The 19,516-nt window shown below is 65.8% G+C and carries 18 protein-coding genes; 8 read left to right on the plus strand and 10 right to left on the minus strand.

Features of this window, described 5'->3' with window-relative positions; translation table 11 throughout:
- Positions 1–63: 63 nt before the first annotated feature.
- Both QZ497_RS09060 and QZ497_RS09065 read right to left on the minus strand, forming a co-directional pair.
- On the minus strand, positions 64–1,308 hold the full coding sequence (locus QZ497_RS09060) for a 2-oxo acid dehydrogenase subunit E2 (RefSeq protein ID WP_295473301.1): 1,245 nt from the start codon (positions 1,306–1,308) through the stop codon (positions 64–66).
- Position 1,309: 1 nt separating this feature from the next.
- Positions 1,310–3,397 carry a transketolase C-terminal domain-containing protein gene (locus tag QZ497_RS09065; RefSeq protein ID WP_295473302.1) on the minus strand — a complete coding sequence of 696 codons (2,088 nt, stop codon included), beginning with the start codon at positions 3,395–3,397 and terminating at the stop codon, positions 1,310–1,312.
- A gap of 148 nt (positions 3,398–3,545) precedes the next feature.
- Between QZ497_RS09065 and QZ497_RS09070 the strand changes: the two genes are divergently transcribed.
- Positions 3,546–4,025 carry an Lrp/AsnC family transcriptional regulator gene (locus QZ497_RS09070; RefSeq protein ID WP_295473304.1) on the plus strand — a complete coding sequence of 160 codons (480 nt, stop codon included), beginning with the start codon at positions 3,546–3,548 and terminating at the stop codon, positions 4,023–4,025.
- 73 nt (positions 4,026–4,098) lie between these two features.
- Positions 4,099–4,437, plus strand: coding sequence for an FKBP-type peptidyl-prolyl cis-trans isomerase (locus tag QZ497_RS09075; protein WP_295473306.1), 339 nt, complete (start codon positions 4,099–4,101; stop codon positions 4,435–4,437).
- Positions 4,438–4,491: 54 nt separating this feature from the next.
- Here QZ497_RS09075 and QZ497_RS09080 read toward each other — a convergent pair whose 3' ends face one another.
- Entirely contained in the window at positions 4,492–4,980 is a 489-nt protein-coding gene (locus tag QZ497_RS09080; RefSeq protein ID WP_295473308.1) for a DUF3237 domain-containing protein, read from the minus strand.
- Between the two features lie 114 nt (positions 4,981–5,094).
- Between QZ497_RS09080 and QZ497_RS09085 the strand changes: the two genes are divergently transcribed.
- From QZ497_RS09085 to QZ497_RS09095, 3 genes are all read left to right on the plus strand, one after another.
- Positions 5,095–6,756, plus strand: a complete 1,662-nt coding sequence (locus QZ497_RS09085; protein ID WP_295473310.1) for a DUF6351 family protein — start codon at positions 5,095–5,097, stop codon at positions 6,754–6,756.
- A 92-nt stretch (positions 6,757–6,848) separates the two neighbouring features.
- Positions 6,849–8,099, plus strand: coding sequence for an OprD family outer membrane porin (locus tag QZ497_RS09090; RefSeq protein WP_295473312.1), 1,251 nt, complete (start codon positions 6,849–6,851; stop codon positions 8,097–8,099).
- Positions 8,100–8,176: 77 nt separating this feature from the next.
- Positions 8,177–8,827, plus strand: a complete 651-nt coding sequence (locus QZ497_RS09095) for a hypothetical protein (protein ID WP_295473314.1) — start codon at positions 8,177–8,179, stop codon at positions 8,825–8,827.
- A gap of 3 nt (positions 8,828–8,830) precedes the next feature.
- Here QZ497_RS09095 and QZ497_RS09100 read toward each other — a convergent pair whose 3' ends face one another.
- Complete coding sequence (locus tag QZ497_RS09100) at positions 8,831–9,691, minus strand: LysR family transcriptional regulator (RefSeq protein ID WP_295473316.1); 861 nt, start codon at positions 9,689–9,691, stop codon at positions 8,831–8,833.
- A gap of 102 nt (positions 9,692–9,793) precedes the next feature.
- Here QZ497_RS09100 and QZ497_RS09105 point away from each other — a divergent pair, with 102 nt between their 5' ends.
- Positions 9,794–11,185 (plus strand): aldehyde dehydrogenase family protein, encoded by a 1,392-nt coding sequence (locus QZ497_RS09105; protein ID WP_295473318.1) that lies wholly within the window; start codon positions 9,794–9,796, stop codon positions 11,183–11,185.
- A 106-nt stretch (positions 11,186–11,291) separates the two neighbouring features.
- Here QZ497_RS09105 and QZ497_RS09110 read toward each other — a convergent pair whose 3' ends face one another.
- Entirely contained in the window at positions 11,292–11,864 is a 573-nt protein-coding gene (locus tag QZ497_RS09110; RefSeq protein WP_295473320.1) for a flavin reductase family protein, read from the minus strand.
- A gap of 94 nt (positions 11,865–11,958) precedes the next feature.
- On the opposite strand from QZ497_RS09110, the gene QZ497_RS09115 reads away from it, so the two are divergent.
- Positions 11,959–12,564 (plus strand): nucleotidyltransferase family protein, encoded by a 606-nt coding sequence (locus QZ497_RS09115; RefSeq protein WP_295473322.1) that lies wholly within the window; start codon positions 11,959–11,961, stop codon positions 12,562–12,564.
- On the opposite strand, the gene QZ497_RS09120 is transcribed toward QZ497_RS09115, so the two are convergent.
- The 5 genes from QZ497_RS09120 to QZ497_RS09140 all read right to left on the minus strand — a co-directional run bounded on the left by QZ497_RS09120 (position 12,537) and on the right by QZ497_RS09140 (position 18,644).
- Positions 12,537–13,520 (minus strand): XdhC family protein, encoded by a 984-nt coding sequence (locus QZ497_RS09120; protein WP_295473324.1) that lies wholly within the window; start codon positions 13,518–13,520, stop codon positions 12,537–12,539. The genes QZ497_RS09115 and QZ497_RS09120 overlap by 28 nt on opposite strands.
- A 64-nt stretch (positions 13,521–13,584) precedes the next feature.
- Positions 13,585–15,801 carry a xanthine dehydrogenase family protein molybdopterin-binding subunit gene (locus QZ497_RS09125; RefSeq protein ID WP_295473325.1) on the minus strand — a complete coding sequence of 739 codons (2,217 nt, stop codon included), beginning with the start codon at positions 15,799–15,801 and terminating at the stop codon, positions 13,585–13,587.
- Positions 15,798–16,793 (minus strand): xanthine dehydrogenase family protein subunit M, encoded by a 996-nt coding sequence (locus QZ497_RS09130; RefSeq protein ID WP_295473327.1) that lies wholly within the window; start codon positions 16,791–16,793, stop codon positions 15,798–15,800. The genes QZ497_RS09125 and QZ497_RS09130 overlap by 4 nt, the downstream gene beginning before the upstream one ends.
- Entirely contained in the window at positions 16,793–17,461 is a 669-nt protein-coding gene (locus tag QZ497_RS09135) for a (2Fe-2S)-binding protein (RefSeq protein WP_295473329.1), read from the minus strand. Before QZ497_RS09135 ends, QZ497_RS09130 begins: the two co-directional genes overlap by 1 nt.
- A 247-nt stretch (positions 17,462–17,708) precedes the next feature.
- A complete protein-coding gene (locus QZ497_RS09140; RefSeq protein WP_295473331.1) occupies positions 17,709–18,644 on the minus strand; it encodes a DMT family transporter in 936 nt (311 codons plus the stop codon).
- Between the two features lie 138 nt (positions 18,645–18,782).
- Between QZ497_RS09140 and QZ497_RS09145 the strand changes: the two genes are divergently transcribed.
- Positions 18,783–19,283: an Lrp/AsnC family transcriptional regulator gene (locus QZ497_RS09145; RefSeq protein ID WP_295473333.1), complete on the plus strand. Its 501-nt coding sequence runs from the start codon at positions 18,783–18,785 to the stop codon at positions 19,281–19,283.
- The last annotated feature ends 233 nt before the right edge of the window (positions 19,284–19,516 follow it).

Consider the following 19,516-nt stretch of genomic DNA (forward strand, 5'->3'; position numbering starts at 1 on the left):
GAGGTAGAAACCCCAACTCAGACCATCATGCTCGACATTCATTAGCCAGGCGCAGTAAAAAAATCAGGCCGGCCAGCTTTGCAGCACCTCGACGAAGCGTTTGAGCCAGGCGTTGGTCTGGCTGCCGTCGAGCACGCGGTGGTCGATGGTCAGCGACACATAGGCCATGGTGCGTGCCTGGAAGCTGTCCACGCCGTCTATTTCGCGAACCACCACACGCTTTTCCAGCGCCCCGATACCGAGAATCGCCGACTGCGGCTGATTGATGATCACCGGGCTGGCCAGCAGCGAACCGGACACGCCATGGTTGGAAATGGTGAAGGTGCCGCCCTGCACGTCCGCCGGCTTCAGCTTGCCGTTACGGGCAGCCTCGGTGAGGCTCTGCAAGCGGCTGGCGATGCCCAGCAGCGACAGCTCCTGGGCGCGGTGGATGACCGGGACGATCAGGCCCTGGTCGCCCAGCGCGGCACCCACGCCGATGTTCACGTCGCTGAACACGTCCAGGGCGTCCTCGTGCCAGCGGCTGTTGACCGCCGGCGCCGCCTGCATGGCCTGCACCGCTGCCGCGACTAAATAGGCGGTGTAGGTGAGGTTGACCCCCTGGGCGGCGAAGCTTTCCTTGTGGCGCTGGCGATGGGCGATGAGCGCCGTGCAGTCCAGCTCGAAGACCGCCGTGACATGCGGCGCTACCGTGACCGAGCGCTGCATGTGCTCGGCGATGCGTCGGCGCATCGCCGTGTGCGCAATACGCTCGGCGACCCGTGGCGCCGTCGAGGCCTCGCTGGCCGCTGGCACTACGCCAGGCTGGGCCGGCGACGGCGGCGTGACGGGCGGCTGGCGTTCGAGAAAACGCACCACGTCTTCACGGGTCAGACGCCCGTCGCGGCCAGTGCCCAACCCTTCGAGGTCGTCCAGGTGCAGGTCATGTTCGGCGATCAACCGGCGTACCGCTGGCGACAGTCGCGCACGAACCTCTTCGCTCGCCTCGCTCGCCGCACTGCATTGTCGAGGCTTGTCTGCGGTGGGCGCGGGCACCGCCAGCGGTGCTTCACCGGCGACACTGACACGCCCGAGCACGGCGCCGGGCGCGGCGTCCTGCCCCTCTTGCAGGACCACCTGCAGCAGGCCGTCGCAGGGCGCGCAGACTTCCACCACGACCTTGTCGGTTTCCAATTCCAGCACCGGTTCTTCACGGCGTACCGGCTCACCCGGCTGTTTCAGCCAGGTGCGCAGCACGGCCTTGGTGCCCTCTTGCTGCAGCGGCGCGACGATGTCCTGGGCGTGTGTGGCGATGGTCATGTCATTCATCTCAGAACCCCACCATTTCGTCGATCTTGGCCCGAATGCGCTCCACCGACGGCAACGCATGTTCCATCAGCAGCGGATGGTGCGGGCTGGGAATGTCCGGCATGGTCAGGCGCGCCACCGGGGCGTCCAGCTCCATGAACGCCTGTTCGGCGACCACGGCGAGGATCTCGGCGCCGAAACCGGCGGTTTCCAGGTCTTCGTGAACAACAAGGCAGCGGTGGGTCCTGGCCACCGAGGCCAGCACGGCTTCGCGGTCCCAAGGCATCAGCGTGCGCAGGTCGAGTACCTCCACCGAACGGCCTTCAGCCGCCTGTTCGCAACGCTCGACCATAGCGCCCCAGGTCACCACGGTCAGGTCGTTGCCTTCGGTCACCCGACGCGCCTTGCCGAACGGCAGCACGTAGTCGTCACCGGGGTAACTGCGCCGCGCACTGGCGGCGTCGAGCATGGCGCGGTGCTCGAAGAAGATCACCGGGTCATTGCCGCGCAGCGCGGTACGCAGCAGGCCCACGGCGTCTTCGGCATTGGACGGTACGGCGACCTTCCAGCCCGGCGAATGGACGAACTGCACCTCGTTGGTCTGGCTGTGCCAGGGGTCGCCGCACTTGAAGAAGCCACCCGGAATACGCACCACCATGGGCGCAGCGAAGCGGTTGTTGGTACGCCAGCGCATGGTGCCGCAGTCGTTGATCTGTTCCACGGCCGGGTCGGCGTACTTGCGGAACTGGATTTCCGGCACTGGCATCAACCCGCACAGGGCCATGCCCACGGCGCGGCCGATGATGCCCTCTTCCGACAGGCTGGTATCGAACACCCGCTCGCTGCCGTACTTGTCCTGCAAACCCAAGGTCACCGCGTGTACGCCACCCTTGGGGCCGACGTCTTCGCCGAACACCACCACGCGCGGGTTGCTGGCCAGCTCGTGGTCGAGGGTCCGGCGAATCGCTGCGACCATGTTCAGCCGCGGCCCTTCAGGCCGGGCCTGCTCGCTGCCGGTCGGGGCTGTGTAGCCTTCGCTCCACTGCCCGCCACGCAATTGCAGGCTGCCTTCGAAAAACACGTTGTCGGCGACCCGCTGCGGATCGCTGAGCGGGCGTGCCTCGGCCTGCTCACGGGCCTGGCGCACCGCAGCGGCGGCCCGTTGTTCGAGGTCCAGCCATTCACTTTCACTCAGTTGCGCCGGCACCAGGTAATCGCGCAGGCGCGGCAGCGGGTCGCGACGCCATTCCTCCTCCACCTGTTCGGGGGACTTGTAGGCCTGGGTATCCTGGAAGCTGTGGCCTTGCAGGCGCGGCACGGTAAGGCGCAGCAGGCAGGGCCCCTGGCGGTCACGCACATGCGCCACCGCATCGGCGATCAGTGCCGCGCTCTGCTGCGGATCGCAGCCGTCGCCGGAAATCACGTGCAGGCCCTGGAAGCTGGCCAGGTTCCGAGCGATGTCGGCGCCGGGGGTCTGCAGGGTGGAGGGAGTGGAAATGCCGAAGCCGTTGTCTTCGATATAGAACAGCATCGGCAACTGCTGGGTGGTGGCAATGGTCAGCGCCGACCAGAAACCGTTGGTCGCCACCGAACCGTCACCGCCCAGCACCACGCTGATGGCCCGCGAACGCTCGTGTTCACCCATCACCTTGACCCGGTACTCGATGGCCTGGGCCCAGCCAGCGGTGGGCGTGTATTGCGCGCCGACACCGCCGCACATCGGCAAGGCCGCCACGCCACCGGGGTTGGGGTAGTTGAACACCACGCCGATGTCGCGGCCATCCGAGTAGCCACCGGCACGGGCCATGGAAGAACCCAGCGCATCGTCCAGATCGACACCGAGAGCCAGCAGCAGCGGCCGCGAGCGGTAATAGCCGCAGGCCGCGTCGTGGGGGTCGTCGAGTTGCAGGCCAAGAAGGATCTGCGCCATGTCGTGGCCACGCGCAGAGAACTGGTACAGCACCTTCTTCTCCGGCACCAGGGTGCGCTCTTCAAGCTCATCGAGCTGGCGCGAAACCAGCAGCAGGTAGGCCACGCGGCGCCAGTCGCAGGCAACCGCGCCCAGGTCGGCAGGCGTGGTCAGGGCAGGCTTGGGCTGTATCACCGTCATTTTGTTGTTGTCCTCTACGGTTGAGCGGTGCGGCGCCGGTGGCGCGCAATCCTTTGTGCAAATCGTAGGGACCGACCCGGAGAATGTGCTTTCTATTTTTCCGCGCTATGGCCAGAATCGAGAATGCTCATTCTCAGAACAACAACAAATGAAGAAAGATCACCTCGATTCCTACAGCACCCGTATTCTCGACGCCCTGCAGGCCGACGCGCGGCTCTCGGTGCAGGACCTCTCCGAACGTATCGGCCTGTCCTCGACACCCACCTGGAAACGCCTCAAGTCGCTTGAGCAGAGTGGCTACATCAAACGCTACACCGCAGTAGTCGACCGTCAGAAGGTGGGCCTGGGCAACTGCGTGCTGGCCGAGGTCAACCTCTCCAAGCACGTCGAGAATGTCGTCGAAGCCTTCGAAGAGGCCGTGCGCAATTGCCCGGCGATCATCGAGTGCAACAGCACCACCGGGCAGGCCGACTACATCATGAAGGTGCTGACCACCGACATCGCCCACTACGACGACTTCCTGCACAAGGTGATCTTCAAGCTGCCGGGGGTCAGCGAGATTCGCTCGTCGGTAGTGATCCGCGAGGTGAAGGCCAACACCCCGGTGCCGCTCGACCACCTGACCTGAACCGCCAGGGCTTGCGCACCCGGCGCTTTCCTGCGACAAAGCCCGCCCTTTTTCCTGCACGGCGGGCCGAACCATGAGCGACACCCTGGAAATCATCGACCTGCACCCTGGCGACGGCAAAGCCGTGGTCAAGGGCGCCCTGATCACCACCCAGTACACCGGATGGCTGGCCGACGGCACGGTGTTCGACTCATCGTTCGAGCGCGGCAAGCCGTTCCAGTGCGTGATCGGCACCGGCCGGGTCATCAAAGGCTGGGACCAAGGCCTGATGGGCATGCGTGTCGGCGGCAAGCGCAAACTGCGCGTGCCGGCAGCACTGGGCTATGGCGAGCGCAAGGTCGGCAGCATCCCGCCGCATTCGGACCTGACGTTCGAGATCGAGCTGCTCGAAGTGCTGACCCGCGACGACTAAATTGTCAGGGCACCATGGCCACGCGCAGCCACTTTTCATGGCAAAACCGAGTGCTCAGTAGACCCGCCAGGCCTTGATCGACACCGCATTACGGGCCGGGCGCAGACTGCTCAGAGTGCCGATGAACAACGACTGGTTAAGCCACTCGTAGCGCCCGCTGGGGGCGTTCAAGGTGATTTTCGAGAAGGCGTAGCGATCAGCACCTTCGCCGCGCACCAGCACTTCGTTGCGTACGCTGATGATCACCCCGTCGTCGGTCTGCATCTCGTAGATCGCATCCAGCTGGCGCACGCCGTCGCTGCGAATCAACTGCCGGTCTGCGCCGCCGGGCAGCACCTTGCCCGACAACCCGGCACCGTGGAACTCGCCTCCGGTGATCGGCACCATGCGCCGCTCACCCAGCGGCCCCTGGCCAAGGCTCATCGAAGGGGCGATATCGACGATCGCCTCGTAGACCAGTTCGCTGCGCGGCGGCGCGACCTCGGCAGCATTCACGTGGGGGGCAGACAGGAGCAGGAAGGACATGGCAAGGACCTGACGCATGAGGGAACTCCATTTCGTTGTTGTAAGTGAAAAACTTGACCGACCATTTAGTTAATACTATTAACTTTATAGCGTGCATTCCAAAAATAAGACAACAAGCAAATGGACTTACCCATGCATTTAGTTACGCATCCTATCTTTCTAGCCCTCCCCCTGCTCGGCCTCTCCGCCCTCACCCATGCCGCCGAAAACGCCTGTAGCGGGCTGACCAGCCATGACCCGCGTGTGCAATTGCTGCAGGCCCGCCAGGTGCCGGCCGGGGAGCTGCCCAAGGCCAATCCGGGGCGTGCGGCGCTCACCGGCCAGGCACTGACCAAGGCCGCCATGCCCGCCCACTGCCTGGTCGAGGGACTGATCGACGCCCGCCAGGGCAGCGATGGCCAGGCCTATGGCATCCGCTTCGAGCTGCGCATGCCGCAGGACTGGAACGGCCAGTTCCTGTTCCAGGGTGGCGGCGGCATGGACGGCGTGGTCAACCAGGCGGTCGGTGCCATCCCGTTTCGTGGTGCCAGCTCGCTACCGGCGCTGAATCGCGGTTACGCGGTGGTCTCCACCGACTCCGGGCACGCCGGCCAGGACAGCAGCGATGCACGCTTCGGCCTCGACCAGCAGGCGCGCCTCGACTACGCCTACGCCGCCATCGGCCAGGTGACTCGCGAAGCCAAGCAGTTGCTCGCCGAGCATTACGGCAAGGGTCCGCAGCACAGTGTGTTCATGGGCTGTTCCAACGGCGGCCGCGCCGCGTTGATGGCGGCGCAGCGCTTTCCCACCGAGTTCGACGGCATCATCGCCGGCAACCCCGGCTTGCGTCTGTCGCGCGCCGCCGTGGCGCAGGCCTGGGACACGCGCGCCCTCGAGGCTGCCGCCCCGCGTACCGCCGCCGGCGAGCCGATTCTCGCCCAGGCCCTGACCCGCGACGAACAGGCCTTGGTGGCACGTCGGGTGCTGGAAACGTGCGACGCCCTGGACGGTGCCCGCGATGGCAGCATCGATGCCATGAGCCAGTGTCACTTCGACCCGGCGCAGTTGCAGTGCCAATCCTCCGGCCAGGCTGAATGCCTGTCGGCGACCAAAGTGCAGGCGCTGCGCAAGGTCTTCGAGGGCGCCAAAGACAGCCGGGGCACACCGCTGTACAGCGACTGGCCGTGGGATGCCGGCATTGCCAGCGATGGCTGGCGCGCCTGGAAGCTCGGCACCTCGGACACCGGGCAGCCCAACGCACGCAACGCCACCCTGGCACCCAACTCGCTGGGCTACTATTTCATGACCCCGCCCAACCCGCAGCTGAGCCTGGCAGACGTGGACTTCGACCGCGCCGCCGAAGCCGTGGCGCAGACCGGCGCGATCAACGACCCCACCGGCACCCAGCTGTCGAGCTTCGTCGCCAACGGCGGCAAGCTGATGGTCATCCACGGCAACAGCGACCCGGTGTTCGCTGCCAATGACCTGCGCCGCTACTGGGACCGCCTTGCCAAAGACAACGGCGGCGCGCAACCACTCGGCCAGTGGGCACGGCTGTTCATGGTGCCGGGCATGACGCATTGCGGGGACGGCCCGGCGCTGGACGACTTCGACCCCTTGCAGGCTTTGCAAAGCTGGCAGGCCGAGGGCAAGCCGCCGGCGCAACTGCTCGCCACCGGCACGGCCTTCCCTGGCCGCAGCCGCCCGCTGTGCGCGTATCCGCAAGAAGCCCACTACCGAGGCAGCGGTGACCCGCAGCTGGCCGCCTCCTTCGAATGCCGCACGCCAGCGCCAGGTGTTGCCCAGGCTCACTGAGCCTGATCCATCCGGGGTCTGAACCCATCCTGCTCCACGGGCCGCCCTGCGCGGCGGCCCCGTCACAACAACAAGAATCATGGAGATGCACCATGCATGCTGACTCGCCTGTTGCCGCGCGGTCTGGTTTCGCCTGCCATTTTTTCACCGGCCTGTGCTTGTGCGCCCTGGGCACCGCCGCCCAGGCCGAAGGTTTCATCGACGATGCCAAGGGCACGTTGAACCTGCGCAACCTGTACATGCAGCGCGACTACAAGGGCAGTACCGCTCCGGCGCCCCGCCGCGCCGAATGGGGTCAGGGCCTGGTCTTTCAGGGCCACTCGGGCTACACCCCCGGCACCTTGGGCCTGGGTCTGGAAGTCACTGGCAAGTACGGCCTGCGCCTCGATAGCGGCGCCGGACGTACGGGGCTGGCGCTGTTTCCCCGACACGAAGACGGGCCGGCCAGGGAGTACGGCCGCCTGGGCGGTGCGCTCAGGGCGCGAATGGCGCACACCGAACTCAAGCATGGCGAGCAGATCATGGCCCTGCCAGTGGTCAGGACCAACGATGCCCGCCTGCTGCCACAGACCTACGACGGCACCACCCTGGTGTCCCGCGACCTGCCCCAGACCACCCTGTACGCCGGGCGCCTGGACAGGTTCAGCGGTCGCGACTCGGCCAACCTGGAAAGGCTGCACATGCACGGCAGCCCGGTCGGCGGCAAACACTTCGACTACGCTGGCGCCGAGTGGCGTTCGCCAGACAAACGCCTGCAACTGGCTTACTGGCGCGCAGAACTCAAGGACATCTACAGCCAGGACCTCTACCGCTTCACCTACGACCAGCCATTGGGCACTGCCGTGGTCAGGCTGGACAGCGGCCTGTATGTCAGCCGCGAAACCGGCGCGGCGCTGGCCGGCGAACAGGACAACCGCGCCGCCTGGCTGGGCCTGAAGTGGACCCAGGCAGGTCACAGCGTACTGCTGGGCTACCAGCGCATGTTCGGCGACAGCGATTTCGTCGGCCTGCAAGACTCCGGCACGCCTATGGTCAACCACGCCAACAACATCTTCGCCTACGCCCGCGAGAAATCCTGGCAGGTGCGTTATGACTACGACTTCGTGGCCATGGGCGTGCCAGGCCTGAACTTCATGACCCGTTACATCCGTGGCTGGGACGTGCAGCGCGGTGCCGAGGTGAACGGCCATGAATGGGAACGCGACGTCAGCCTGCGCTACGTGTGGCAGTCTGGCGCGCTGCGCAACTTCAGCGTGGCCCTGGGGCTGTCCAGCCTGCGCTCGACCTTCCAGAGCAGTTTCGACGAGACCACGCTGAGACTCAGCTATCCGTTGAGTTTCTGAGTGGCTGCCTCGCCTCGACCTCACAGGGCGTTTGCGGTCTACTGGGCGTCTTTACCTGCACATGGAGCCCGCCGACCGTGACTGCCCTGGACGACTCTCTCGACCTGTACCTGGCCCGCCTGGAACAGGGTCACTACGCCGACCGCCAGGAGCTGGCGATCCACCTGCTGGAACCTGAGCAAATCCAGGCGCTGACCATGAGCTTCGCCTGGCATCCGCTGGTGCAGTTTCTCGACGGCCTGCTGCTGGATGATCCCGGCAGCAGCGATCATCACCTGCTGGCCAGGGCCGCGCCCTTCGCAGGCCAGGTGTTTTTCCTCGCTCACGACGGCGACTCGCGTGCCGTGTTCGCCAGCTTTGATGCGTTGCTCGACGCCGCCGACCAGGCTATCTCACAGGGCTGCTCGCTGACCGAGCTGCACCCGCCCCTGGCGATTCAAGTCACAGACCAGGCGGCACTGGCAAGCCTCATCGGCGAGGCGCTGGCCGAGGACCAGGTGGAGGTTGCCGTGGCGCTCATCCCTTCGCTGGACCTGCGCGACACCCGGCTGCTGCAGACGCTGCTTGCCCATGAAGACTTCTACCTCGGCGAGGCGATCGCCCGGCAAGTGTGCGCACGTCCGGCGGCCGACCTGCTGCCACTGGCGCGCCAATGCGCCAGCCACCCTCACCCCCAGGTGGCCCAGGCCGGCGAGCGCGCGCTGCGCCTGTGTGCGCGGCCAAGGTAAGACTCAACCAGCCTGCTGCAACAGCTCGATGAAACTTGCCAGGCTGGGCGGCACCGCCCCCTTGCGCCACACCAGCCAGGTATTCAGGTAGCGGAACTGCTCCGACAGCGGCCAGACACTGACCGTGGTGCAGCCCGGCATGCTCTCCAGCATGCTGCGCGGCATCAACGCCAGACCAGCGCCGGCACTCACGCAAGCCAGCTTGCCGTGGTACGACTCCATCTCGAAGATCCGCCCTGGCACCGCCCCGGCGTGGGCGAACCAGCTTTCGAAATGATGGCGATAGGAACAGTTGGAGCGAAAGGCGTAGATCGGCTCGCCGTTGACGTCCGCGCCGCTATGAATGGGCGCGTGGTTCAGCGGTGCGATGACCACCATTTCCTCTTCGAACACCGCAACGCCGTCCAGCGCCGGATGACGCACCGGGCCGTCGACGAAGGCCGCCGCAAGCTGGCCGCCCAGCACGCCGTCGATCATGGTGCCGGAAGAACCGGTAGACAACGCCAGTTCCACCTTCGGGCAGGCCTGGTTGTAGGCCGCCAGCAAGGCCGGGATGCGCACCGCCGCGGTACTTTCCAGCGAACCCAGGGCCAGCGGCCCGCGCGGCTCCTGCCCGGCCACGGTCATCCGCGCCTCGTCGACCAGTTCCAGAATGCGCCGCGCGTAGTCGAGCAGGTTCCAGCCCGCCGGCGACAGGCGCAGGCGCTGCTTCTCACGGATGAACAGCTCCACGCCGAGGTTTTCCTCTAGCTGCTTGATGCGCGTGGTGAGATTCGAGGGTACGCGGTGGATGTGCTGCGCAGCGGCGCTGATGCTGCCGTGTTCAGCCACCGCCTTGAAGATTTCCAGCTGTACGAGGTCCAAGCCATTCTCCAAACGTGAATGAGTTGCTCAATATTATTCAGTTTTCAGGAGCATAACAGGGAATTAACCTGACGCCACTTTCACGCATTCGAGGAGGCTGTCATGTCCAGCGTTTCCCCTGCCACCCACGCGATCTCCATCAACCCCGGCAACGGCGAACAGCTGGCCGCCTACCCCTATGAATCCGCCGAGGCATTGGACGCCGCGCTGTCACGAGCCGCGTCCGGTTTCGCCAGCTGGAAACACCTGCCGCTCAGCCAACGCGTCGAACGGCTGGTGGTGCTCGCCCAGGTACTGCGCCGGCAGGTCGAACCCATGGCGCGCATGGCCAGCCAGGAAATGGGCAAGCCTATTGCACAGGCGCGTGGCGAAATCGAGAAATGCGCGCAGCTGTGCGAGTGGTACGCCGAACAAGGCCCGGCGATGCTGGCCGCCGAGCCGGCGCCGGTACCCAATGGCCAGGCGCGCATCGAATACCGCCCTCTGGGGCCGATCCTGGCGGTGATGCCGTGGAATTTCCCCTACTGGCAAGTGCTGCGCGGTGCGGTCCCGACCCTGCTGGCCGGCAACACCTATGTGCTCAAGCACGCACCGAACATCATGGGTTGCGCCTACCTGCTGGGTAACGCCATGCAGGAAGCGGGCTTTCCGGCTGGCACCTTCGAAGTGCTCAACGTCACCCCCGAAGGCGTGTCCCAGGCGATCGCCGACCCACGCATCGCGGCGGTGACCCTGACCGGCAGCGTGCGCGCCGGCATGGCCATCGGTGCCCAGGCCGGTGCTGCGCTGAAGAAGTGCGTGCTGGAACTGGGTGGTTCCGACCCGTTCATCGTGCTCGACGATGCCGACCTCGATGCCGCCGTGCAGGCGGCGGTGATCGGCCGTTACCAGAACACCGGCCAGGTGTGCGCCGCAGCCAAGCGCCTGATTGTCGAACAAGGTGTGGTCGAGGAATTCACCCGGCGCTTCGTCGAGGCCACGCGCCAGCTGGTGATCGGTGATGCGCTGCACGCTGACACCTACATCGGCCCGATGGCGCGCTTCGACCTGCGCGACGAGCTGGACCAGCAGGTGCAGGCCACCTTGAGCGAAGGCGCGACCCTGCTGCTGGGTGGCGGCAAGACCGAGGGCGTCGGCAACTTCTATCAGCCGACGGTGCTGGGCGATGTCACCGACCAGATGACTTCGTTTCGCGAGGAACTGTTCGGGCCCGTGGCTTCGATCATCACGGCGCGTGATGCCGAACATGCCCTGGCGCTGGCCAATGACAGCGAGTTCGGCCTGACCGCAACCCTCTACAGTGCCGACGTGGAACGCGCCGAGCGACTGGGCGCGCAGTTGGAAACCGGCGGCGTGTTCATCAACGGCTACAGCGCCTCGGACCCCCGAGTGACCTTCGGCGGGGTGAAGAAGAGCGGTTTTGGCCGGGAGCTGTCGCATTTCGGCGTACGCGAGTTCTGCAACGCCCAGACCGTGTGGCTGGATCGCAACTGAGCCCAGGCAGGCCGCGCTGCATTTTGCAGGAGCGGCTTCAGCCGCGATAACGACCGCTTTAGCAGTTTTCGTCGCTGAAGCGGCTCCCACTGGGTTTGCCTGATGATTATTCGGCGTCTGCAGGATCGCCAATGGCGTAGTAATGCCCGCCGGCAATGTAGTGCAGGCTGCGCCACTGGGGGCCGGCTTCTTCGAAGCGCCAGTGGCCGTCGCGAAACACTCGATCGTCGGCCCAGGCGCCCACCACCTCGCCGATGAACAGGTCGTAGGTCTGCTGGTTGTGCGGTTCGGGGATCACCTTGCACACCAGCCAGGCCGAGCAGCCGGCCACCAGCGGCGTGTCAAAACCGTCCATGCGCAGCAGCTCCACCCCACACTGTTGCAGCTTGTCCGGCGTGTCGGCCAGGCTGCGGCTGCCCACCGCCTGGGTCAGCTGCAACTGCGCCAGGTTCGGCACCTGCAGGGCGAAATGGCCGCTCTTCTCCACCAGACGCCGAGTCGCGGCGATCTTGTCCAGCACCACGCTGACTTTGGGCGGGTCGAAATCCAGGGCGCAGGCCCAGGCGGCGGCCATGACGTTATCGGTACCGGCGTGACTGGCTGAGACCAGTACGGTGGGGCCATGGTTGAGCAGGCGGTAGGCTTTTTCCAGTTCGACGGGGCGAATTGAAGCGGTCATGGAAACACTCTGGCAGCGGTAAAGGGCATAAAGATGCCACACTTGGCGCCCGCCGGTGTCATAGCTGCGAACCAACTCCGGAGCCCGCCGAATCATGACCGCCCCTTCCACTTCCCAGGTCGTGGCCCTGCTGCTGGCCGCCGGGGCCAGCCGGCGCTTTGGCAGCGACAAGCGCCTGGCCAGGCTGGATGACGGCCGCCCGTTGCTGGGCACCTGCCTGGCCAATGCACGTAGCGCCTTCGCCGACGTGCGGGTGGTGCTGCGCGTCGATGACCCACCTGCCGCCCTCGGCATCGCTCCCGATACACCGGTGATTCGCAGTGAGCAGGCGCACTTGGGCATGGGCCATAGCCTGGCGGCCGGTGTGCGCGCCCTGGCCGACTCGCCTGCCGAAGCCGTGGCGATTCTGCTGGCCGACATGCCCTGGCTTCAGGTGGACACCCTGGTGCAACTCGCGGCTCGCGCCAGCGCGCAGCACATCGTCCTGCCGCTGTGCGATGGGCATCGCGGCCACCCGGTGATCATCGGTCGGCACTTCTGGCCGATGCTGGAAACGCTGAGCGGCGACCAGGGCGCGCGGGCCGTGGTCGCCGCACACCCGCAGGCCTGGATCAACGTGCCGTGCAACGACCGCGGCACGCTGCTGGATGCCGACACCCCGACAGCCCTGAGTCAGGCGCTGCGCGACCGCTCGGTCTGAACGCCGCAACCGTTGGCGGTGCCGAGGATGTCAGCCATCACGGCCAGGGCGATCTCTGCCGGGGTCTTGCTGCCCAGATCAAGACCGATTGGTGCATGAATGCGCGCCAGTTCTTCACGACCCAGGCCACCGACGCGCGCCAGACGTTCCAGGCGCAGGTCGCTGGTGCGCCGTGAGCCCATGGCGCCGATGTAGAACGCCTCGGTGCGCACCGCTTCCATCAGGGTCAGGTCATCCAGGCGCGGGTCGTGAGTCAGCGCCACCACTGCGGTGGCAGCATGGCAGCCGCCCTCGGCGATGAACACCGCCGGCAGTTGCTGACGCACCTCCACGCCAGGTATCGAGAAGCCGGCCAGCACCTCTTCGCGGGGCTCGCACAGAATCACCTCGTAACCCAGGGCCAGGGCAAAGCTGGCACAGAACTCGGCTACCGGCGACAACCCCGCCAGCAGGATGCGATGCACCGCCCCCACGCGAATACGTACCGCCTCAGCCGCCACCTGCACCCGCGCCTCACCGAGCCGCCCCGGCAGCAGATCGGGCGCCTGCCGCCCGAGGGTGACCTGGCGCGTCAGCAACGGGCCTGCGCTCAGGGCCTGTTCGACCTGCCCCAGATGCGCCTGTATCTCTTCGCCCGGCGTCAGGTACTCGACCAGCACATCGAGCACGCCCCCGCAGGGTAACGACAATCCAGGGGCTATACCCCCTTCGCCATAGCGCACGATCTGGTTGCGCATGGGCAGCGAGCCCTTGGCCAGGCGCTCGAGAAAATCCTCCTCGATACAGCCACCGGACAACGAGCCACGGTGCTCCCCGCCCGACAACGCTACCAGCATGGCCCCCGGGCCACGCGGGGCGGAGCCGTAGGTGCCCAGCACCGTGCACAACCACACCGGCTGCCCCGTCGCCAGCCAGTCCCGCGCCTGGCGCACCACCTGCAAATCGAGCTGTTGCATCGCTAGCCTCCTTCGCTGAAGACCGCCCTGCCCGGTCCATTGACCGGGCAGGCGCGCACGCCGATCAAAGACCGGCCATCAGCTTCTCCTTGGTGATGGGCAGGTTGCGGATGCGCTGGCCGGTGGCGTGGTACACCGCATTGGCGACGGCGGCGGCCAGCCCGGTGATGCCGATTTCGCCGATGCCCCGGGCACCGAACTCGTTGAGGTTGAGGTCCGGATAATCGAGCAGGATCACATCCAGCTCCGGTTGGTCGGCGTGCACGGGCACCACGTACTCGGCGTAGTTGTCATTGACCGGCAGGCCGGTGCGCGGGTCGTACTCGGTGGCCTCGAACAGCGCCATGCCGACGCCCATGACGATGGCGCCCTCGACCTGGTTGCGCGCCGCCAGCGGGTTGACCACCTTGCCGACGTCGATGGCACTGACCACCCGCGCCACGCGCAGGCGCGAGATGCCCGGGTCCCAGCGCACTTCGACGAAATGCGCACCAAACGAGCGATAGGAGAATTTCTTCTGGTCGCCCATGCCGCTGCGAAAGGTGCCTTCGGCGCGGGCCAGGCGCTGGCCCCTGAGAATCTCGGCGAAACTCACCTGACGACCATCTTTGACCAGTTGCCCGTCGCGCACCTCCAGGTTCTCCGGCTTTTCACCGGCAAAGGCGGCCTTGTCGGCCACCGCGAAGCTGCGCAGCTTGTCCAGCGCCTGGCGCGTGGCACCGGCCAGGGCCGGCATGACGCTGGCAGTCATCCAGCTGCCCCCGGACACCGGGCCGGGGACGAACGACGAATCGCCCAGCTGAACTTCGATACGCTCCAGCGGCAGCCCGGTGAGTTCGCTGACGGTCTGCGCCACGATGGTGTAGGTGCCGGTGCCGATGTCCTGCACGCCGCACTGCACCAGCGCCGATCCATCGGCGCGCAGGCTGACCCGCGCTTCGGTGGGCACCTGGAACGCCTCCCAGTTACAGGCACCCATGCCGTAGCCGATGATTTCGTCACCGTCACGCATTGCGCCGATGCGCGCATCGCGCTGGTTCCAGCCGAAGCGTTCGGCCGCCCGGTCGATGGCTTCGGCCAGGTGGTTGCTCGACCAGGGCAGGTCGCTGCTTTCATCCTTGCTCGCCAGGTTCAGGCGACGGAACGCCAGCGGGTCCATCTTCGCCGCCTCGGCCATTTCATCGATGGCCGACTCCAGGGCGAACAGCCCCGGTGCCGCGCCAGGGGCGCGCATCGAGGTCGGCGTACCGTGGTTGACCGGGCTGGTGGCATGACTGACCAGCACATTGGCACAACTGTAGAGGCTCTTGGTGACGCTGCCGCAGGTCTCGGTGTAGGTGTCCACAGTCGAGGTGCTGTTGATCGACTCGTGACGCAGCGACACCAGACGGCCTTGGTCATCGGTGGCCAGGCGCAGGCGCTGGCGAGTTTCCGGACGATGGCCCACGGTGCTGAACATCTGCGCCCGGGGCAACATCAGTTGCACCGGGCGGCCGGTCATTTTTGCCGCTGCACAGGCCGCCACCGAATGCGGCCAGGGCCACAGCTTGCCACCGAACCCGGAACCGATGAACGGCGCGCGCACTTCGACCTGCTCCGGCGCCAGGTCGAAGACATTGGCCAGGAAGTTGCGATGGTTGACCACCCCCTGGGTGCTTTCTTCCACATACAGCCGACCGTCCTGCCAGTGCGCGGTGGTGGCGTGCATTTCCATGGGGTTGTGGGTTTCTGCCGGGGTGGTGTAGGTCACGTCGATGCGCTGGGTGGCCTGCTGGAACGCGGTGTCCGGGTCGCCGCGCTCGTGGGTGCCGCTGCTGGGCTTGAAGCCCTTCAGGCGCAGCCCCTCCTCGAGATTCTTCACCGGCTCCTCAGCCTGGTAACTGACCTTCACCGCCTGCGCGGCGGCCCGCGCCTGGGCGAAGCTTTGCGCGACCACCAGGGCGACGAACTGGCCAGGGTAGTAGATGCGGTCATCCTCGAATGGCAACCGGTGTTCGTCGGCCTTGCTGGCCTGCAATATCTGGTCGAAGCTCATCGCGCTTTCCGGGGTGCGATGCAGCGTCGGGCAGTGCCCATGGTGGAGAATTTCCACTACGCCGGGCATGGCTTTGGCCGCCGAGGTGTCGAGCGTCTGAATGCGCCCGCAGGCGATGCTGCTGTACACGCCATAGGCATAGAGCATGCCGGGGTACGGATGATCCGCCGCGTAGCGCGCCTGGCCACTGACCTTCAGGCGGCCATCGATGCGCTTGTGCGCCTTGCCGATGATGGTCTGACTCATGCGAGCTCCTTGGCCGTGAGATCACGGAGGTTGCGGGTGATGACCTGTTGCCCCAGAGGGATCTTGAAGGCGTTATGGCTGTAGGCCATGGCCTCTTTCATGGCCAGCTGCGCAACGCGCTGGTAGAGGTCTAGCGACGCCTGCTGGCCCGCCAGCGCACGCTCCGCCTCGACGGCGCGCCAGGGTTTGGTGGCGACCCCGCCCAAGGCGATGCGTGCCTCCTTGATGCGCTGACCTTCAAGCACCAGCACCACGGCGCTGGAGGCCAGGGCGAACTGGTAGGAGGTGCGGTCGCGCAGCTTCAGATACGCCGACCGGCTGCCGGGCAGCGGCGCGTCCAGGGTCAGGTGGGTGATCAGTTCACCGGGTTCCAGGGCATGCTCACGCCAGGGGGTCTGGCCGGGCAGCAGGTGGAAATCGGCAAAGCCGATGTCGCGGCTGCCCTTGGCGCCCTGCACGGTGACCTGTGCACCGATGGCCGCCACCGCCACGCACATGTCCGAGGGGTGCGTGGCGATGCACTGGTCGCTGGTGCCGAGCACCGCATGCACGCTGCGGTTCAGGCCGTCAATGGCCGCACAGCCCGAGCCCGGCTCGCGCTTGTTGCACGCCGAAAGACCATCGCGGAAGTAATTGCAGCGCACCCGCTGCATCACATTGCCAGCGGTGGTGGCCTTGTTGCGCAACGCCGTACTGGCGCCTTGCAGGATGGCTTCGGCGAGTACCGGGTAACGCTCGCGCACCAGCGGATGCTGGGCCAGCTCGGTATTGCTGACCAGCGCACCGATGCGCAGGCGGCCATCGCTCAAGGGTTCGATCTTGCGCAGGTCGAGGCGGTTGATATCCACCAGTTGGTCGGCCTGCATCACATCCAGCTTCACCAGGTCCAGCAGCGTGGTGCCGCCGGCCAGGTAGAAGCGCTGCCCGTCGCCGGTGGCCTGGCTGACCGCCTGGGCCGGCGAGCTGGCGCGTTGATAATCGAAGGTCCGCATCAGGTCGGCCTCCCCATCTTGCTGCGCGCCGACTGCACGGCGGCGAGGATGTTCTTGTAGGCCCCGCAGCGGCAGATATTGCCGCTCATGGCTTCGCGCACACTGGCATCGTCGGCGGGAATGTTCGGGTCGTTGAGGATCGCCACGGCGCTCATGATCTGTCCGGAGGTGCAGTAGCCGCACTGGTAGGCATCGTGCTCCCAGAAGGCCTCCTGCACCGGATGCAACTGGCCGTCGCGGGCCAGGCCCTCGATGGTGGTGATCTCGTCGCCGTCGTGCTGCACGGCGATGGACAGGCACGAGTTGATCGCCACGCCATTGACCAGCAGGGTGCAGGCCCCGCATTGCCCATGGTCACAACCCTTCTTGGTGCCGGTGAGCTGCAGGCGGTCGCGCAGCACATCGAGGAGGATCGCGTTGGGTGCCACGTTGAGGCGATGGCTCTGGCCGTTGACCTTCAGCTCGATACTGCGCTCGCCAGCAGCCGGTGCGCTTGACTGCTCGCCAGCGGGCGCCGCCTGGGCGGGTTGTGCAGCGGACTCCGGCACCCAGGTGGCGACCGTCGCCGCTGCCAGGCCAGAGGCACCGACCTTGAGAAAATGCCGCCTTGAAGCCTGCAAGGCCGTGGCCGCCGCATCGGCCTTGGACGCTGTGGTTGAATCTTTCATCAGGATCACCCTTCATTGGCGCGCTCACGCTGGCGCTGTAGGTCATGAGGGGCCGCGATACGCCGTCGCCGCCTTCCGGACATGACCGGACCTTTAAGGGGACCCTGGGCGGGTAAATAGATTCAGCGCAATGTGGTGGTGGTCAGACAAGCGCACCCAGCCCCCTCCTGCTGACCACTTCGAACGTGCCGCAGGAGGTGGGCGGATGAACCAGGCATAGATAAGGGGTGGTATTAAGCCAAAGCCATCAACCCGAAGTACGTCCGCAGGTCACCACCACGATGCCCGCCAGAATCGCCAGCACGCCCGCCAGCAACGGCCAGGTCAGCTGTTCACCCATGAACGCCACCGACATCAACAGCCCCACCACCGGCACCCCGAGCATGGCAGTCGACATGCTGGTGCTGGACAGCCACATGCTCGCGGCATTCACCGCGCAAAAGCAGAACGCGGTAGCCAGTGGCCCCATGAACAGCATGATCTGCCACAGCGTGGCCGAGCCGTCACCAGTGAATGGCCCTTCCAGCGCATACGCCAGGCCCAGCAGCGGTACGGTGGCGGTGAGCATCTGCCAGGGCGCCAGCTGATAGGCACTGGCAGCGGGCCGCGAATGACGCATATGCAGGATGCACAGCGCCCAGCACAACGAGGCGGCGATCAGCATCAGGTTGGCCTTGAGCAAGGCGCTGTCGTGCCAGTCCAGGGTCAGCGGGTTGAACAGCACGCCGACTCCAATGCCGCCCAGCAAGGTGCCGGCCAGTTGCCGGCGGCTCAGCCGCTCGCCGAAAAAGCTCACAGCCAGTGGCGTGACCCATAGCGGCGTGGTGTAGGCAAGTACTGCCGAGCGGCCCGCAGGCACCTGGGTCATGGCCATGGCGCCCAGTACAGTGAAGGTCAGCATCTGCAGCAGGCCGACACTGAGGATCAGGGGCAGGTCGCGACGTTGCGGCACCCGCAGGCTGCCGGTCGCCAGTTGCAGGGCGAACAGGCAGGCTGCGCCAGCGGCGAAGCGCACCGCAGCAAACCACACCGGGCTGATGTGCTGCAGACCGGCCTTCATAACCGGCCAGTTGGCGCCCCAGATGACGATCGCCAGCACCAGCAACAACACGCCCTTGGCCTGTGGAGTGGCCAGCGGGCCGCTGGCAGGAATGGCGGGGATGATCTTGCTGGTTCCAGGCATGACGGGGCTCCGACGGGTCAGTTCGCCAAAGCCATGCTAGTGAAAGGTCCGCAGAAAATTTTTCCTGATTCTTCTGCATCAAGAGCTATTTGAAGCATTAACATCTTCCTTCACGACTTTTTGCAGAGGTTTGTTCTCTTGAAGACACTCGACCGCACCGATATCAGCATTCTCGACAGCCTGCAGCGCGACGCCAGCATCACCAATGCCGAACTGGGGCGTTCGGTGAATCTGTCACCCACGCCCTGCTTCAATCGGGTCAAGGCCATGCAGGAGGCCGGGTTGATCAAGGGCCAGGTCACCCTCCTCGACCCCAGGGTGCTGGGCCTGGACCTCAACGTATTCATTCATGTGAGCCTGGAGAAGCAGGACGAAGGCGCCCTGCAGCGCTTCGAAGCGGCGGTGGCCGACCGCCCGGAGGTGATGGAGTGCTACCTGATGACCGGCGACGCCGACTACTTGCTGCGCATCCTGGTGCCGAACATCCATGAACTGGAACGTTTCATTCTCGAACACCTGACCAAGGTGCCGGGGGTGGCCAACATCCGCTCCAGCTTTGCGCTCAAGCAGGTGCTGTACAAGACCGCCCTGCCCTTGCCGCCGGATGGCCTGGCCCTGGCCAGGAGCCCGAGGCGGTAGGGCCAAGCCCGATACCGTTCGATCAAGCGCTTCCACCGCCTGACTGACCGGTATTGGGGCTAAGGCCAATACTGATCTTTTAGACCAAAGCAATCCGATCTGGCGCCGCTTTTGCTTTTCAAGCATCGCCCTCACAGACGCCGCAAAACGCGACTTCGGTGCAGGCCGAGTGGAGGTGTCATGGAAGGGGGTAAGCCGGCAGGGAAGCCGGCTTAGGCGCACTGGGCCAGGGA

This window comes from uncultured Pseudomonas sp., from assembly GCF_913777995.1.
In the GTDB taxonomy this organism is placed as follows: domain Bacteria; phylum Pseudomonadota; class Gammaproteobacteria; order Pseudomonadales; family Pseudomonadaceae; genus Aquipseudomonas.